Genomic DNA, 18,334 nt, shown 5'->3' with positions numbered 1-18,334 from the left:
TATGTATTTAGGGGGAGTGAAGGTGCGCAAAAAAGTATTGATGGTAATTGTGGTGATATTGTTAGCAGCTCTAAAGGTAGGAAGTTTCGTTGTGCTCCATCGAGGAGAAGGATTGAATAGATTATTAAGTTTTATGACTTTATCTGATAAATATGTAGGAGAATACTATAATGAGTACATTCAATGGGAAAACAGAATGATAGAAGAAAATCCTGATTATGATGATCTAAAAATATTAGTAGATATCTCTGAAAAAACCTTATATCTATTGAATGGAAATGAATTAATAAAAAAATACCCTATTGCTAGTGGCAAACCTGGAAGCCCGTCTCCCTTAGGATCTTGGAAAGTAGTTAGCAAAGCAAAATGGGGCGGTGGATTTGGCACCAGATGGGTGGGACTGAATGTACCCTGGTTTACCTGCCGAGAAGAACACTCTTGGGGTAACCCCCTACCCCTTAGAGAAATGGAGGTTAGTAAAGAACTATGAGAGAAAACAATAAAGAATAGTATGAGTAATAGGGACAAAGTAGATTGCTAAAAAGGTAATCTGCTTTATTTTAGTTATGCAAAATTTTTAACCTTAAGAAAATTTTAGTTTTTTTTAAGGTTGTACTACTAGGCTTGGTTTTCTATTAATGATATAATTGTCTAAATAAGTAAAAATATAGAAAAATTTATCGAAAGGATTAAATTAAAATCCTTACATATCACAGTACAATTATGCCGTTCTTATATATGCTAATGTACTATCAAATTGGTAATAACATTATCTAAATATTTGACGATAAGACAAAGTATAATCAGGGAACATTAACTCCGCATTCCAAAAATGACAAAGGGGGAATACCTAGGTGAAAAAAAGAGACAAAGGAATAGCCTTATTATTATCAGTGATAATGATAACTTTAGCTTTCATCACTCCTATTTATGCAGAAGTGGGAGAAGATACCACTATTGCTAAGGAGGATACTGTGAATGAGGGATTAAAAGAAACTACAGTGACTCAACAAGTTTATGGAGATAATGGACTGGAAACTCCAATATCAAAAGAAATAATTTCTGTTACAGGGGTAATGTTGAATCAAAACAACATTTCGCTTATGGTAGGAGAAACCCAAGTATTGGAAGTTGCTGTATTACCTGAGGAAGCCACTAATAGAAATGTACTATGGGAAACATCCAATCCAGATATTGTAGAAGTATCTGCCCAAGGGGTAGTTACAGCTCAATCTGAAGGACAAGCCTTAATAACAGTTTCTACAGAAGAAGGAAGTTTTTCTGATACCTGTGTTGTAAAAGTAGTAGATAACAATTCTTTTCATACTATGTTTGTTGCTAAAACTGGGGACAACCATCCAGTATCAGACTACGCATTGCGTTGGAGATATGAACACAATATATCAGAAGATGTAGAAAATCTTTTAATGAATATTTACGGAGACAGTGGTGGAATACAGTTTAGTAATGACCACTTTAAAGAAGGTTCATATAGTGCATACTTTAATGGGAGTGCTATGTTGTTTTCGGAGGAACCATATAATTTATCCCTTCTAGACCAGAATAACCAACTAACAGTTTCTATCTTAGCTAAACTAACGGAAGATAAGAATCAAGGCATATGGGAATTCTTAACTTTCCAAGAATCTGATTTCTATTTAAGGTATAGAGCAAGTGATAATAGAATCATTGCAGGATTTGCACAGGAAGAAATACAGTCAGACTCACAAATAGAACTAAATGAATGGTATCTATTCACATATATTTGGGATGGAAAAAACCTGAAGTTATATATCAATGGGAATCTCGAAGTCAGTAAAAAACATCCTTTGTCAGATAGTATTGATATTAACAACGAAAGCTGGTATGCTCATTGGTACATAGGTTCTGCTCACAAAACTGAATATAGTCCAGGAATATTTACAGGGTATATGGATGATATGATAGTATACGGAAGAGCCTTAACGCCTACAGAAATAAGTGAAATGTATCAATACTATTTTCCAAATACAAATCCACAGAAATATACCATAACCTTTGACACAATGGGGGGGACAGAAATTCTACCATTGACTTTAGAAAAAAGTGAAGCTGTAGTAATCCCTTCAACTACCAGGACAGGACACAATTTCATAGGATGGTACATAGATAAAGATTATACAACCCCCTTTGATGATTATGGTAGTGAAAATCCAATGCATAAAACACTATATGCTAAGTGGGTGGAAAAAGAACCACTGTCCATTCAACTAGGAGAAATATTTAGTAGTAATGAATACGAGTATTCCTTTCCTAATTTAACAGTAGAAGGCTCTAATGTTCGCGGGATACAAATTAGCTTTACCAGTGCTGTAAGTCCAAATGATAGAATCATACTACCTACAGGGCATACTGATTTTGATATACCAAGCCACCTAGATAATGGTTCGACTATTAGAATTAGCAATTTACCGCAAGGAACAACATCTCAACAAGTAGAGGCATTCTTAAGGGAAGTAATTTTTTCAACAGACAATCAGAATAATATAAACAAAATACAAATAATCCTTTATGATAAACCTATTAAAAATGTTGTGTTCTATTCATCAGACACAGGTCATTACTATGAATATGTAAAATTTACAGGTGAGCCAAAAGACCCTGATTGGAGTTGGATTAAAGCTTATAACGAGGCACAATCCAAAACATTTTTAGGGCAATCAGGGTATCTTGCAACTGTTACAAGTGAAGAAGAAAATAATTTTTTATATACTATTTCAAATGGCTCGACAGGGTGGTTCGGAGGAACAAGAGCAAGATTAGATAATATCAACACTCCTAATGCAGCCATAATATCTGGCAGATACGATAGTAAGAACTTTTGGTATTGGGCAAGTGGTCCTGAATATGATGCAGTCCAAGGTCCAAGAGGGTCAGTATTTTATGACAAAGTGAGACGGAATGATACTTTGTCAAATGCAGAAATTGTTTATGATTATAGCCCATGGTCAAATAATGAACCTAATAACAGTGCTAATAATTTAGTATATGGGTATGAAGCATTTTTAGCTACGGTTGATGGGAGTTCTCTATGGAATGACACACCTAACTTCTACACTCATCATCAAAATCGTGCTGATATGAATTTACAATATCGTGCAAGAGGGTATTTTGTGGAGTATGGAGATGCAGGGCATGATACTATATGGCAAAGTGATAGTGGAACAGCAGCAGCTGAAGAAACAGTGCATTTTTGGAGAGTAGACTATGATGCTAATGGTGGAATAGGAAATATTGATAGTCAAAGTAAAATTAATGGCGTAGATTTGATATTACAAGGTATAGCTCCTAATCGAGAAGGATATATATTTTTAGGTTGGGGAACAAGTAGTGATGCCACAGTAGTATCCTATAGAGAAGGTGATATTTATGCTATTGATGAAGATATAACCTTATATGCTTTGTGGGTAGATAACCAATACGTTGTAAGCTTTGATGTAGATGGTGGAAGCCCAGTGGCGCCTCAACTAATAGATTACATGGGAAGAGTTACAATACCAGTTTCCCCAACGAAGATAGGACATACCTTTGGGGGGTGGTATACCGATAGTGATTTTGCAACAGCCTTTGATTTTGATAGCATGCCTATTACAGAGGATACAACAATCTATGGTAAATGGGACATGAATCAGTATACTGTAACCTTTGATTCTCAAGGAGGTAGCCCAGTAGGTGATGTATCGGTAAATTATGATAACCTTATATCTGCACCTATAGCACCAACAAAGGAAGGATATACTTTTGGTGGTTGGTACAAAGATGCTTTATACTTAAACCAATGGAACTTTGCTGCAGATGCAGTAACTGGAAACATCACATTATATGCAAAATGGAGTATAAATCAGTATATAGCAAGCTTTAATGTAGATGGTGGCAGTCCAGTAGCTTCACAAACAATAGATTACATGGGAAGAGTTACAATACCAGTTTCCCCAACAAAGATAGGACATACTTTTGCGGGGTGGTATACCGATAGTGATTTTGCAACAGCCTTTGATTTTGATAGCATGCCTATTACAGAGGATACAACAATCTATGGTAGATGGGACATCAATCAGTATACTGTAACCTTTGATTCTCAAGGAGGTAGCCCAGTAGATGATGTATCGGTAAATTATGATAACCTTATATCTGCACCTATAGCACCAACAAAGGAAGGATATACTTTTGGTGGTTGGTACAAAGATGCTTTATACTTAAACCAATGGAACTTCTCTACAGATGTAGTAACAACAGACATAACCCTATATGCTAAATGGGATATTAATGAATATACAGTAGCATTTGATAGCCAAGGTGGTAGTCCTGTAGATAGCCAAACAATAAACTATATGGGAAAAATCATAGCACCGGTAGACCCAACAAAAACAGGATATATCTTTGGTGGATGGTATACAGATAGCAGTTTAACAAATCAGTGGGATTTCAACTTGGATGTCATAACTGTAGATACTACACTGTTTGCTAGATGGAGTCAAGTTCCATCAAGTAATAGTGGTGGGGGGTCAGGTGGAGGCAGCGGTGTTTCTGCGCCAACTCCAGTATTAGCACCTAGCGCTATTGAAGTAATTATTAACGGGGAAGTTGAAAAAACAGGCACGGAGACTATAGCAAAAGTAGATGGTAAAACAGAAGTTAAGCTAGTTATTGACTCAGCACAGATGGATAAACGCATTGAAGATGCTATAAAAACAAGCAAGAGTAACAATGAATTAATTATTCCTGTTATGAATACAGGCGACACAGTGAAAGTAGCATTAACAGGTGACATTGTTAAAAAGCTAGAAGATAATGATTTTAATGTATCAGTAAGAGAAGAAAAGGTTGAGTATAGAATAGTAGCAAAAAATTTTACAATTGAAATGATTGCTCAATCCATGGGTGTCAATTTAGACAACCTAAAATCCATAGAAGTTGAAGTAAGTATTAGTAAACTAGATGCTAAGGAAACTGAGAAACTAACCGCTAATGTAAAATCATTAGGACATGAGCTTATATTTGAACCTGTAGAGTTTACAATCACAGCAAAAACAACTGCTGCAGATGGAACAGTACAAGAACGAGTAATAAGTAGATTTAATAATTATTCAGAGCGTATTATGGAAATACAAACAGGGATAGACCCAAGTAAAATTACAACTGGCGTTGTATTTAATAAAGATGGTTCCTACGTTCATGTACCAACAGAAGTATTTGAGAAAGATGGTAACTGGTATGCAAAGATTAACTCTCTAACCAATTCAACCTACTCCGTTATTTCAAATCCAACAGTAGTTGACACTGTGATAGGACATTGGTCAGAAAATCATGTAAATGATATGGCATCGAGACTAGTTCTTGTAGATTATAAGAATTTTGAAGCCAATAAAGAAGTGACAAGAGCAGAGTTTGCAGATTATATCGTAAGAGCGTTAGGTCTATATAGGGAAGGTTTATCTATAGAGAATAAGTTCACAGATATTAATAAAAGCAAGCAATTTACAAGCATTCTGATAGCAAATGACTGGGGCATTATTGGGGGATATCCTAATGGAACCTTCAGACCAGATGCAACCATCACAAGAGAAGAGGCAATGACCATGTATGCTAAAGCAATGGATATAGCCAAAATTCCAGAAAGCAAGGGAAATAAACTATCTACCTTTAGGGATAGCAAAGAAGTATCTAGTTGGGCTGCAGCTCATGTGCAAAGAACTGTGAATGCGGACATCTTTAAAGGTAAAGGTAATGGGATATTAGACCCTAAGGGAACCTTAACCCATGCAGAATCTTTAACAGCAATTAGAAACCTATTAATAAGAGCCAAGCTGATTAACTAATAAGTAAAAGTAGAACTTTTATGATAAATGAGTCACATTGTTTTAAATAGCAATGTGGCTTATTTATTTTATTTTGAACATATTGTATGGAAACTGCCTGGTTAAAAATTTGTTTCAAAAGTAAACCATATAGCATACTTTGGCTGAGACAAAGTTAAACTATATTATTTCTATGGCATTAAAATTATAAAAAATACTAATAATATATGCAAATATTAGGCAGAAATTTTGTTAAGTAATAAAGAAAAATATGGGAAAATAGGACCGAATACAACTGGGGTATATATTAGGAAGAACACCCTTTGGGGAACCCCCTACCCCTTGGAAATAGGAGATAAATTTCTGTGAATATAGATAAAATGATTGCTGAGGAAAAGCAGTCTATTTTTTTGTTCTTTAACTATAATATGCTACAGAAGCACAAATTTAATAGTATAATAAGGGAAAGATTTGTAAGTATTTATCGTCTAAGTCTAATAAGGTAGGGTGACTTAGTCTACTTTGGATGAAAGTATTACATAAAATATTATACACCTTACTCGGCAGACGAAGTGGTAAATTTAAAAACATCCTTATTGTTGTGCAAATAAAACTTTACGTTATGACAATAAAACTTTACGTGGAAGTTGGATAATGCTATACTCTTTATATCATATTTTCAAGGAGGTAGGAGAATGAAAAAAGATGATATTTTGAAAAAAGCACAATATGAGAAAAAAGATGAACGGGAAGAACACGTTAAGACTAAGGCTTTTCATGCTGGCTGGATAGGTGTATCAGCGGTTATGATATTTCTTATTATTTGGCGAAGTATCCATAATGAGTCTGCTAGTGACCTCCTCATGATTTTAATGGCTCAGATTGGTGCAACTTCATTTTACCAATATGCTAAGATACCAGATAAAAAGACGTACTTAATGGGTGGAGTTTTTAGTATCATAGGATTAGGGTTAGCACTTGCATCGTTGCTAAGTCAATACGGGGTTTATTAGTCATGGGTAAATATGGAGAGTTAATATTAAGAAATCGCTTAAAGGTTGCAAGGGTAGAAATGAACTTAACTCAGGAAGAATTGGCTAATTTAGTAGGAGCTTCTCGCCAAACTATAAGTTCTATTGAAAAAGGGCAGTTTAATCCCACTGCAAAATTAGCACTAATCCTTTGCATTGCATTAGATAAGAAGTTTGAAGAATTGTTCTATTTTGATTAAACTAATAACTTAACTATAACCTTGTCAATGAATACTACTTAATAAGGTACAAGGATGAATTGATACGCACTCTCCTTATTAGTCATCACAGATGAATATTGTGACGATACTAGATAATTAACAGGGGGTATAATCTATGTTTAGAGATTTTTTTGGAGAAGATATTCCAAAGTTAAAAAAAGCTTTAATATTAATTGGTTCTTTATTTTGGGGTGGGAGTCTAAGCGTATATATTGGATTATCGAAAGGAAGAGATATATCAAGGGTATTGTCCAGACCGAGAGGAGCAAGCAGTTGGACAGTATCTAATGAATTGACTACAGCATGGACATATGTACCAGTTATTATAGGGATATCTCTAATGCTGTTATCAATAATATTTTCTGGAATAGTTTTTTTGAAATGGTATGAGGATTAAAGTAGTACACATTGTCTAGGCGACCACAGGTCGCCCCTACAACATCAAATAATAATTTGTATCTCACCTTAACTATTTTAGAGTAGCAAACGAATCAGATAGAGACTTATCATAACGAGAAAATAGAAGTAAAAATAATAGACACTATACAGAACCTTCATAGCTTAGAGCATAAAAAAATATCTTTATCATAACAAACAATGATAATTTCTTAAACCCCTTCATAATTATAGGGAGAGAACTATGTATTTAGGGGGAGTGAAGGTGCGCAAAAAAGTATTGATGGTAATTGTGGTGATATTGTTAGCAGCTCTAAAGGTAGGAAGTTTCGTTGTGCTCCATCGAGGAGAAGGATTGAATAGATTATTAAGTTTTATGACTTTATCTGATAAATATGTAGGAGAATACTATAACGAATACATTCAATGGGAAAACAGAATGATAGAAGAAAATCCTGATTATGATGATCTAAAAATATTAGTAGATATCTCTGAAAAAACCTTATATCTATTGAATGGAAATGAATTAATAAAAAAATACCCTATTGCTAGTGGCAAACCTGGAAGCCCGTCTCCCTTAGGATCTTGGAAAGTAGTTAGCAAAGCAAAATGGGGCGGTGGATTTGGCACCAGATGGGTGGGACTGAATGTACCCTGGGGTAGATTCGGAATACATGGAACAAACAAACCCAATAGCATAGGTTATAATGCTTCTGCTGGATGTATACGGATGAACAATAGGGATGTAGAAGATTTATACAAATATGTGAAGCATGGTACCCCAGTAGCCATAGTAAATGGCCTTCATGGGCCTTTTGGTTATGGACTTCAAACCATTAAGCCAGGGGATTTTGGGTCTGATGTTATGGAGGTTCAAAGAAGACTTAGAGCATTAGGTTATTACAATACAGATTATCTAGATGGAAAATATGGGCCTATGATGGAACAGGCTATATACAAATTCCAGCAGGAACATAATATACCTAAAAATCCTTACATAGAGTGGCAAACCTATGAAGCTTTAGGAATTATTTTAATGGAGTAGATAAAGTACCCTTTTTTATAGAAACAAGTGAAAAAATTTTGGCGCTGAGAAAACAACTAAAAAAATGTTGCAGTCATACTTAAAGCAAGGCAATAAAAATCCCCTCTATTTTTTATAAACAATAGAGGGGATTTTTTGTTGTCTTAACCTAGGCGGAAACACTTTGGAAAGGACAAACATCATTTTTATCTTTTTTCATATGATGATATATAACACTAATTCTTATAGACCATTAAAGGAGTTGAAAGTTATGTGCGGTATTGTTGGATGGATTAACTTAGAAGAAAACATCATGGAAAAAAACAGCATTATTGAAACTATGGTAAGCAAATTGAATAGAAGAGGTCCCGATGATAATGGAATATATAGAGAAAAAAATGTTCTTTTTGGGCACCGTCGTTTAGTGGTGGTGGACCCTGAGGGAGGACGTCAGCCTATGACGAGACAGTTAGGGGAAAATACTTATACGATCATCTATAATGGAGAGCTGTATAATACAGAAGAGCTAAGAAAAGAATTACAAGAAAAAGGCCATCATTTTCATGCTTACTCCGATACAGAAGTATTATTGATTTCCTATATAGAATGGGGAGTAGATTGTGTTAAGAAGCTTAATGGTATTTATGCCTTTGGTATATGGGATAACAGCAAAAAGACTTTATTTATGGCAAGAGATCCTCTTGGAGTAAAGCCTTTATTTTATACAAAAGTAGGCAGTCATTTTATGTTTGCATCAGAAATAAAGGCACTTTTGGCTCATCCCTTAGTAGAACCTGCCATTGGTGAGGAAGGACTAGCAGAAATATTTGGCTTAGGACCTGCAAGATCTCCTGGAAATGGTATTTATAAAAATATTCATGAGATACCTCCAGCATATTGGCTGCTCTATGATCAAGATGGCTATAAACTAAAAAGATATTGGCAATTAGAGAGTAAAGAGCATAAAGAAGATTTTAATACTACAGTAGAACATGTAAGAGGTTTGATTGTAGATGCTATAGAAAGACAATTGGTATCTGATGTGCCTGTCTGCACCTTTTTATCTGGGGGGGTAGATTCCAGTGCTATATCTTCTGTAGCAGCCAATGCCTTCAGAAGGGATGGTAGAGGACAATTAGACACTTATTCCATTGACTATGTGGACAATGCATTATATTTTAAGGCTAATGAATATCAGCCAAATTCTGATGGAATGTATATACAAGTCATGAAAAATTTTATAGGATCTAAACATCATAACATTGTTATAGATACGCCTCAGTTATTCAAAGCATTAGAAGATGCTGTGAAAGCCAGCGACTTGCCTGGTATGGCGGATGTAGATTCTTCTCTTTATCTATTTTGTAATGAAGTAAGAAAAAAAGCTACTGTAGCTTTATCAGGGGAATGTGCTGACGAGATCTTTGGAGGATATCCATGGTTTACAAGGGCTGAGGATATCGCTGCTAATACATTTCCATGGGCAAAATCTACTCAAGAACGAAAAGGTATTCTTTCCAAAGCTTTTAGTAATATAGACTTAGAGGGCTATGTAGCAGCTAAGTATGAAGAAACAATTAAGGAAGTTCCAAAGCTTGATGGGGAATCTCCTGAAGCCCATAGAATGAGGGAGTTATTTTATCTTAATCTAAAATGGTTTATGATCACATTATTAAATAGAAAAGACCGTATGAGTATGGCAAATAGTTTAGAGGTAAGGGTTCCCTATGCGGATTATAGAATTGTAGAGTATCTGTGGAATGTTCCATGGGAAATGAAGTATCATAATAAGCAGGAAAAGGGACTGTTAAGAAAGGCGTTAAAGGGAATTTTACCAACAGAAGTGCTAGAAAGGAAAAAAAGCCCTTATCCCAAAACCCATCATCCAGCCTATTTAAAGATGGTACAAATGCAGATGAAAAACATTTTACAAGATACTACTTCTCCTATACTTCAAATCATTGACGTAGAAAGAGTTGCAGAAATTGTAGAAACAGGTGGAGCTGCTTTTGGGAAGCCTTGGTTTGGCCAGCTTATGACTGGACCTCAACTCCTAGCACATTTAATACAAATCAATATTTGGATGAAGGAATACAAAGTAAAAATTGTTTAAAATCAGCAAAACAACACCCAGCATATCAGCCGATATGTTGGGTGCTGTTTTGCCTTTAGTAGATAAAATGAAGGAGTACAAGGATACTTCCAACCGTCCAGGTATAGAAAGAAAAATAATACAGTTTTTCTCTTTTAATGAAGTTAATCAAGGTTCTTATAGCGAAAATTCCTGATAAAAATGCTGCCAAAATTCCCGCTAAAATAATAGAAAAAGTAATATCACCAGTGCCCATTGTTAAGGCATCCTTTGCTTCTAAAAGAGTGGCGCCTAATATTGGTGGAATAGAAATCAAAAATGCGAATTTGGTAGCCAATTCTTTATTAAAACCTCTGAACAAAGAACCTACAATGGTAGAACCCGAACGAGAGATCCCAGGTGTAATGGCGAAACCTTGAAAAATTCCTACAATAAGAGCATCAAACCAGTGCATTTGCCGAATCGTTCTTTTACCAACGTGAATTTTTTCAGCTGTCCATAAGAGGGTACCAGTAATAATCAGAGATACACCAATAATCAATTGAGAAGTAAAGAAGCTCTCAAAAATATCTCCCAAAAATATTCCCATAAGACCTGTAGGAATGGTAGCTACGATGATAAAAACCCCTAACTTTCTATGTTCATTATTTAGATTGAAGCCTTTTCCTCTGAATAAGTCAAAAAACATCAAAACAAATTCTCTGCAAATTATAAGAATATCTCCTGCATATATAAAGAAAATAGAAATTAAGGTACCGAAGTGCAGCATGACGGATAAAAACAATATCCTGTCTTCGGGAACATTTAATAAACTTTGAGCTACTGCTAAGTGACCAGAACTGCTAACAGGCAGAAATTCCGTCAATCCTTGTATAACTCCTAGTATAATGGCTTTTAATACTGTCAAAAAAATCCCTCCTATAAAAAATATATTCAACAAAATCAATTATAGCATATTAAGATAAATTACTTATAATAAATACTATAAAGATTTGCAGATATAACAAACTTTATTCAGCTTTAACTAGACGAATTCACTGTTAAACTGATATAATTATTGAATATATTTATTATGGAAAATTCACAAAGCTAGAGGAGATGGCGATAACTATGGAAAATGTAAACTATGAAAATCACTTTACCTTTGCCGGGTGTGATACGGTGGCGTTAGCAGAAGAATTTGGTACCCCTTTATATGTAGTTTCAGAAGAAATGATACGGGAACGATGTGGGGAAATAAGAGAAAACTTTTTGAATAAATATAAAAATGTTAAAGCTGCTTATGCTAGTAAAGCGTTTCTTACTATGGCAATGTGTAAAATCATAGAAAGTGAAGGCTTAGGCTTAGATGTAGTGTCTGGTGGAGAGCTATATACTGCTATAAAAGCAGGCTTTCCTACAGAAAATATAATGTTTCACGGCAACAACAAGTCATGGGAAGAGCTTGAATTAGCTGTGATAAATGATGTTGGAAGAATTATTGTTGATAATATTTATGAGTTAGACCTATTGGAAGAGATTACAAAACAACAAAATAAAAAAATGAAAATTCTTTTCAGAGTTACCCCAGGAATTAAGGGAGAAACTCATGAATATATTGTTACAGGACAAAAAGATTCTAAGTTCGGAATCCCTCTTGAGCCTGAGAAGATTAATGACGTAGTTGCAAGAGTGATGGATTCCGAGAATATTGAATTAATGGGATTTCATTTCCACTTAGGCTCTCAGTTGTTTGAAAATCATATTTATAAGGCGGGTATTGAGGTAATTGCAAAGTTAATGAAAGATTTAAAAGAAGGGTTAGGCTTTATCACGAAAGAATTAAATGCTGGTGGAGGATTTGGTATCCGGTACACCTCTGAAGATCATCCACAGCCTTTGCATTATTTTACAGATGCCATTATGGAGGCAGTAGAAATCCAGTGCTGTAAACATAATTTGGATTTGCCAACCATCATTATTGAACCTGGCAGATGGATTGTAGGGGAGGCTGGGGTCACTTTATACACCATCGGCAGTATTAAGGAAATTCCTAATATTCGCACCTATGCCAGCATAGATGGAGGACTTCCAGATAATCCAAGACCTGCTCTGTATAAAGCAAAATATGATGCTCTAGTAGCAAATAAGATGAATGAGGAACTTAGTACTACCGTTACTATTGCTGGAAAGTGCTGTGAGTCAGGAGATATTCTTATCTGGGACTTAGATACACCTCCATTAGAAGCTGGAGATATTTTAGCTGTGCTAAGTACTGGTGCGTACAACTTCTCTATGGCTAGTAATTATAATAGATTACCTAGACCAGCAGTAGTCTTAATTAATAAAGAGCATCCAGAACTTATCGTAGAAAGAGAAAGCTATGACCATTTATTGGACAGAGAAATTATTCCCTCTTATTTAAAAAAATAGTAGGGATTTATTCAAAATTGATACTTAAAGGGAGGGTGCTATCTTTCAGGAGGATAAAATAAGATTAGCAGAAAGTACTGGGCTAGGATTTGGGAAAACTCCCAAGGTTTTATCATTTAAAAATATTATATAAGAAAAAGAGCTACGCAAAGTTGCACTTCAAATATTAGACAAAAATCCAATGTTTGAAGGTCTACAAAGCGAGCTCTTTTTATTTGCAATATTTTTAGGCTCCTCTACGTTTACATAAGCCTCACGTGTACACCTGTGCCCTAGGTCTTTTTATTAAAACCATATAAGTTAACTATCAGGTGTTCAAATGGTTTCAAAGCAGGTAAAGTAGATTGATATTGTTTTTAAGTACTTTTTTTACTAAAACCAAAATATTTATTATTAAAACAGATAAATTTTTCAACATTGTATAAATAGCATTGCGCACTTTCTACGAGGAGGTGAAAAATAGGAATTTCGTGTAATAGTCTAAAAAGTAAGGAGGAAAGGGAATATGATTAATGTTATTTGGTTTTTGTTCATTGCGGTAGGCATTATTGTGGGAGCCTTTACTGGAAATATTGAAGCTGTCACAGATGCAGCTATTAATAGTGCGAAAACAGCAGTGGATATATCTTTAGGATTAATTGCGGTTATGGCTTTATGGCTTGGAGTCATGAAAATTGCAGAGGTATCTGGACTTATTAAAACAATTGCTAAAGGATTAAGATTTATAATGGTGCCGTTATTTCCAGATGTGCCAGAGGATCACCCAGCAATGGGGGCAATGGTTATGAATATAGCGGCAAATATTTTAGGATTAGGAAATGCTGCAACACCATTAGGATTAAAAGCAATGCAAGAACTTCAAGAAATAAATCCTCATAAAGATACAGCCAGTAATGCAATGTGTACCTTTTTAGCGATTAATACTTCATCTGTAACAATAATTCCTGCAACTGTTATAGCTATCCGAGCAGCTGCTGACTCAGCAAGTGCAACAGAGATTATTGGGCCAACGATTATAGCAACAGCAGCTTCAACAATTGCAGCGGTTATAGCGGTGAAGTTGCTACAAAAACTGCCGATGTTTCAAATAAAGGCAGAAGAAGCAAATAATCAATAGGAGGTGTGAAGTATGTTTATTACTATTCTTGATACCATATCAAAGTTTGCTATACCTTTTATTTTACTGATAATACCGGCTTATGGTTTTTTAAAAAAGGTAAAAGTATATGAGGCCTTTACGGATGGGGCAAAAGAAGGTTTTCATACGGCTATTAGAATTATCCCCTATTTAGTAGCCATGTTGGTAGCGATAGGTATATTTAGAGCTTCAGGAGCTATGGATTTATTAGTGAACCTTGTAAGTCCTATTACAAGTTTGATCGGTATGCCGGGAGAAGTGTTGCCAATGGCGATGATGAGACCTTTATCCGGCGGTGGAGCCCAAGGAATTATGAGCGAATTAATCACTACCCACGGACCAGATTCCCTAGTGGGTAGAATGGCTTCGGTGATGCATGGTTCTACTGAAACAACCTTCTATGTTTTAGCAGTGTACTTTGGTTCGATAGCTATTAAGAAGACGAGACATGCTTTGCCTGCGGGGCTTATTGCAGATGTGGTAGGTCTTATAACGACTGTTATTGTAGTGAGAATGATGTTTGCTTAATAGAAGGATGATATAATAAGGACTATTTAATAGTCCTTATTATGATAAATTTGTCAAAGACTCAAGAACACATCTTCACACAAATTGGTTATTAGCGTTTTTAAAGAATAAAAAGAAGGGATGGGAGAAAAATATGATAAAACCAAAAGCATTAAAACCTGAAGATACAATAGGGATCATTGCGCCTGCCAGCCCATCGACGAAAGAGAAAATAACGTTAGCAAAGAAAAAACTGACTGCATTAGGCTATAAAGTAAGAATCGGAAAGAGTTGTTATGCAGAACATGGCTATCTAGCAGGGAAAGATGATCTAAGGGCAGAAGATATTAATCACATGTTTTGGGATAAGACCATAAAGGGTATCATTTGCCTAAGAGGAGGATATGGTACAACAAAACTACTAGATAAGTTAGATCTCAAAACCATAAAAAACAATCCTAAGGTTTTTGTAGGCTATAGCGATATCACTGCACTACATTTAGCTATGAACCAAAAATGCGACTTAGTAACCTTTCATGGTCCAATGGCGGCTTCAGATTTTGCGGGGAATATAGAAGATTTTACAATAAAATCTTTCTTAACGGCGGTTATGAACCCTAAGCCTATAGAAGTAATTGAAAATCCTATATCAACAAAAATAAAATGCCTAGTAAAGGGAGAAGCTGAGGGAGAAATCGTTGGAGGTAACTTAGCTTTAATCACTGCTACTATGGGTACACCTTATGAAATCAATACTAAAGGAAAGCTATTGTTTATAGAAGACGTAGGAGAAGCGCCTTATAGAGTAGATCGTATGTTAACACAGCTGGCTTTAGCAGGAAAATTTCATGAGGTATCTGGGATATTATTAGGAGATTTTAAAGACTGTGAAGCACCTGAGGGTGAGAAAAGTTTAAATTTAATGGAGGTATTTGAGGAAATTATTCTGCCCTATGGCAAACCTACTATTTACAATCTAAAAGCGGGACATTGTTCCCCTATGATTACCTTGCCTTTAGGCGTTAAGGCTATATTAAAGGCAACTGAAGGAAAACTATATATGAAGGAGGTGGCCACAATAACATGATGATAGAATCTTCAATAACTGAAAAAGCAGAGGGGCTAAAAGATTGGTTGGTTAAAGTTCGGAGAGATTTTCATAAAAATCCAGAGTTGAGTACGGCAGAGTTTAGAACCCATAAAAGAATTGTAAAATACCTTAAAGAGATGGGGATTGATACTATCACTGGGGTAGCTAACACTGCTGTTTTGGGTATAATAGGAGGGAAGATTCCGGGAAAGACTGTGGCAATAAGAGCAGATATGGACGCTCTGCCTATAGAGGACAAGAAGGATGCATCTTACAAATCAAAGGTATTAGGAAGTATGCATGCCTGTGGACATGACGCCCATATGGCGATTTTACTAGGAACAGCAAAAGTTCTTAAGGAAATGGAAGAAAAAATAGTAGGCACAGTAAAATTATTTTTTCAACCGGCGGAAGAAACCGTAGGTGGGGCAAAGCCAATGATTGAAGCAGGAGTGATGGAAAATCCTAAAGTGGATGCTGTTTTGGGGTTGCATGTGACTCCTGAGATACCAGTGGGTCAGATCGGAGTTCGGTATGGTCAAATGAATGCATCTTCTGATAGCATAAAAATTACTATTTACGGGGCAAGTACTCATGGAGCTTATCCACATGAAGGAATCGATGCTATCGCAGTGGCAGGACAAGTTATTGTTGCGCTACAGACGATTATTAGTAGAAACATAGACCCTAGAGATTCGGCTGTGGTCACAATTGGAAGGATTCAAGGAGGAACCCAGGGGAATATCGTCGCAAATAAAGTGGAAATGGTAGGAACTGTTAGAACTTTAAATCCTGAGACTAGAGACAAAGTGATTAATAAAATAAGAGAGATTACAGAGCAAGTATCAACAGCAATGGGGGCAAAAGGTGAATTGATGAGAGAGGAAGGATATACTGCTTTGATTAATGATGACAATATCGTTAGAATTGTTGAGGAAAATGGGAGAAAGTTATTAGGTACAGAAAATGTAAAGGCAATAAAATCTCCTAGTTTGGGAGTAGAGGACTTTGCATATTTTTTAGAAAAGGCTCCAGGAGCTTTTTATAGATTAGGTTGTGGAAATGCAAAGAGAGGCATTGTACATCCTGGACATAGTAATTTGTTTGATATAGATGAAGATTGTCTTCACATTGGTGTGGCACTACAGACAGAGAATGTTCTAAAGATCTTAGGGAACAAACAGTAGTAAATGTTTCACGTGAAAGATTAAAGTAATGCTTAGTACAGATTCAATAAATTCTAATAAACTCAGGGTGATGTTTCATCACCCTGAGTTTATTAGAATTACCTTACTTGTTTTTATGACTACAGCTTTTACAAATAGCTATATTAAGATCCTCGCTTACTACTTGCATTTTTTGATACTCCTTATCGAACTCTTCTAACTCTTCAAGTGGTTTGTCTAAAAACTTTATAAATTCATTGGAAACTGTTTCGATGAGTTTTTTATTAAGAGAGTAAATAGCTCGTTGCCCTTCTTTTTCAACCTCAACCAAAGAGGCATGTTTTAATATTTTTAAGTGTTGAGATATACGTGGTTGACTAATACCTAAGATGCCTTCCAGCTCACATACGTACATAGGTTTCAAAGATAATATTTTAATAATTTTAATTCTAGTCCCTTCACCTAAAGCTTTAAAAATTAATTCAAAGTCCATACTGATCCTCCGTAAAATAACAATATTAAATATATTATAGCATAGTTTTTTCATATTGTTTAGAGCACATATTTTTTAATGTATAGTATAGACGTTATTCATATAAAATACTCAAAACTACTTTAACTACAATTTCAGCATAGAAGTTAATTTATATAACATGGAAGAGATGGCAATAATATATAAGGTGGTTTTTATTTCACTACATAAGACAAAATTTAGACAGGGGTGGAATGGAATGCTTATTGTATTTACTAGGGCATTGATATTATATGCTTTAGTGGTTGTTGTTATGAGGATGATGGGAAAAAGGCAAATTGCAGAGATGCAACCTTTTGAATTGGTGATCACTATAATGATTGCAGATTTAGCTGCAACGCCTATGGAAAATGCGGGGGTCCCTTTACTTAATGGAGTAATTCCTATAATGACACTACTATCGGCACAGGTACTTGTATCTTACTTATCTTTAAAGAGCGAAACTTTTCGAGAAATCGTATGCGGGAAGCCAAGCCTTCTTATAGATAAAGGAAACATTGTCCAATCAGAAGTAAGAAGGTTAAGAATTAATATAAATGATCTTTTAGAGCAGTTGCGATCTAAAAATTATCCAAATTTAAGTGATGTAGAATTTGCAATACTGGAAACCAATGGTCAAATCACTATTATACCTAAGGCAGAAAAAAGAAATGTAATTACCAGCGATATGGGTATACCAGTACAGCCGGAGGAGCTGCCCATTACTTTGATTATAGATGGTAAAATTATTGAAAAGAACCTTCAAAAAACAGGATTTGATAGATCATGGCTTATGAATCAATTAAAAAATAATAATATCGATAATATAGAGAATGTTTTCTTTGGATTTTTATCTTCGGAGAAGCTGTTTTATGCTCAGGAAAAAGAAAAATCATCCTAGTGGGGAGG

General features: G+C 35.2%; 15 protein-coding genes. 13 read left to right on the top strand and 2 right to left on the bottom strand.

The annotated features are described in order from the left end of the window. Positions 1-22: 22 nt before the first annotated feature. The 7 genes from CACET_RS21445 (at position 23) to asnB (ending at position 10,622) form a co-directional block, all read left to right on the top strand. Complete coding sequence (locus tag CACET_RS21445; protein ID WP_479722639.1) at positions 23-490, top strand: L,D-transpeptidase; 468 nt, start codon at positions 23-25, stop codon at positions 488-490. A gap of 364 nt (positions 491-854) precedes the next feature. Beyond that, complete coding sequence (locus CACET_RS17275; RefSeq protein ID WP_044826299.1) at positions 855-5,858, top strand: InlB B-repeat-containing protein; 5,004 nt, start codon at positions 855-857, stop codon at positions 5,856-5,858. Between the two features lie 674 nt (positions 5,859-6,532). Continuing rightward, on the top strand, positions 6,533-6,850 hold the full coding sequence (locus CACET_RS17270; RefSeq protein ID WP_044826300.1) for a DUF6442 family protein: 318 nt from the start codon (positions 6,533-6,535) through the stop codon (positions 6,848-6,850). A 2-nt stretch (positions 6,851-6,852) separates the two neighbouring features. Beyond that, positions 6,853-7,068, top strand: coding sequence for a helix-turn-helix transcriptional regulator (locus CACET_RS17265; protein ID WP_044826301.1), 216 nt, complete (start codon positions 6,853-6,855; stop codon positions 7,066-7,068). A gap of 136 nt (positions 7,069-7,204) precedes the next feature. Continuing rightward, positions 7,205-7,486 (top strand): hypothetical protein, encoded by a 282-nt coding sequence (locus CACET_RS17260; RefSeq protein ID WP_044826302.1) that lies wholly within the window; start codon positions 7,205-7,207, stop codon positions 7,484-7,486. A 264-nt stretch (positions 7,487-7,750) separates the two neighbouring features. Continuing rightward, entirely contained in the window at positions 7,751-8,530 is a 780-nt protein-coding gene (locus CACET_RS17255) for a L,D-transpeptidase family protein (RefSeq protein ID WP_242849921.1), read from the top strand. Between the two features lie 250 nt (positions 8,531-8,780). Beyond that, positions 8,781-10,622, top strand: a complete 1,842-nt coding sequence (gene asnB, locus CACET_RS17250; protein WP_044824387.1) for an asparagine synthase (glutamine-hydrolyzing) — start codon at positions 8,781-8,783, stop codon at positions 10,620-10,622. A 55-nt stretch (positions 10,623-10,677) separates the two neighbouring features. Here the strand turns inward: asnB and CACET_RS17245 are convergent, their stop codons facing one another. Next, positions 10,678-11,508 (bottom strand): undecaprenyl-diphosphate phosphatase, encoded by an 831-nt coding sequence (locus CACET_RS17245; RefSeq protein WP_044824386.1) that lies wholly within the window; start codon positions 11,506-11,508, stop codon positions 10,678-10,680. Positions 11,509-11,699: 191 nt separating this feature from the next. On the opposite strand from CACET_RS17245, the gene lysA reads away from it, so the two are divergent. The 5 genes from lysA (at position 11,700) to CACET_RS17220 (ending at position 16,935) form a co-directional block, all read left to right on the top strand. Further along, positions 11,700-13,013: a diaminopimelate decarboxylase gene (gene lysA, locus CACET_RS17240; protein WP_242849920.1), complete on the top strand. Its 1,314-nt coding sequence runs from the start codon at positions 11,700-11,702 to the stop codon at positions 13,011-13,013. 505 nt (positions 13,014-13,518) lie between these two features. After that, positions 13,519-14,130, top strand: coding sequence for a nucleoside recognition domain-containing protein (locus CACET_RS17235; RefSeq protein WP_044824384.1), 612 nt, complete (start codon positions 13,519-13,521; stop codon positions 14,128-14,130). A 12-nt stretch (positions 14,131-14,142) separates the two neighbouring features. Then, on the top strand, positions 14,143-14,679 hold the full coding sequence (locus tag CACET_RS17230) for a spore maturation protein (RefSeq protein ID WP_044824383.1): 537 nt from the start codon (positions 14,143-14,145) through the stop codon (positions 14,677-14,679). Between the two features lie 133 nt (positions 14,680-14,812). Continuing rightward, positions 14,813-15,745 carry a S66 peptidase family protein gene (locus CACET_RS17225; protein WP_044824382.1) on the top strand — a complete coding sequence of 311 codons (933 nt, stop codon included), beginning with the start codon at positions 14,813-14,815 and terminating at the stop codon, positions 15,743-15,745. Further along, positions 15,742-16,935 (top strand): M20 metallopeptidase family protein, encoded by a 1,194-nt coding sequence (locus tag CACET_RS17220; protein WP_242846907.1) that lies wholly within the window; start codon positions 15,742-15,744, stop codon positions 16,933-16,935. The genes CACET_RS17225 and CACET_RS17220 overlap by 4 nt, the downstream gene beginning before the upstream one ends. A gap of 103 nt (positions 16,936-17,038) precedes the next feature. Here CACET_RS17220 and CACET_RS17215 read toward each other — a convergent pair whose 3' ends face one another. Then, the gene (locus CACET_RS17215) at positions 17,039-17,407 is read right to left on the bottom strand and encodes an ArsR/SmtB family transcription factor (protein ID WP_044824381.1); all 369 of its coding nucleotides are present in this window, start codon (positions 17,405-17,407) and stop codon (positions 17,039-17,041) included. A gap of 238 nt (positions 17,408-17,645) precedes the next feature. Here CACET_RS17215 and CACET_RS17210 point away from each other — a divergent pair, with 238 nt between their 5' ends. Beyond that, the gene (locus CACET_RS17210; protein ID WP_044824380.1) at positions 17,646-18,326 is read left to right on the top strand and encodes a YetF domain-containing protein; all 681 of its coding nucleotides are present in this window, start codon (positions 17,646-17,648) and stop codon (positions 18,324-18,326) included. Positions 18,327-18,334 lie beyond the last annotated feature (8 nt).

This window comes from Clostridium aceticum (assembly GCF_001042715.1).
In the GTDB taxonomy this organism is placed as follows: Bacteria; Bacillota; Clostridia; order Peptostreptococcales; family Natronincolaceae; genus Andreesenella; species Andreesenella acetica.
The sequence above is the reverse complement of the archived record's forward strand: the minus strand, read 5'-3'. Positions and strand labels throughout refer to the sequence as shown.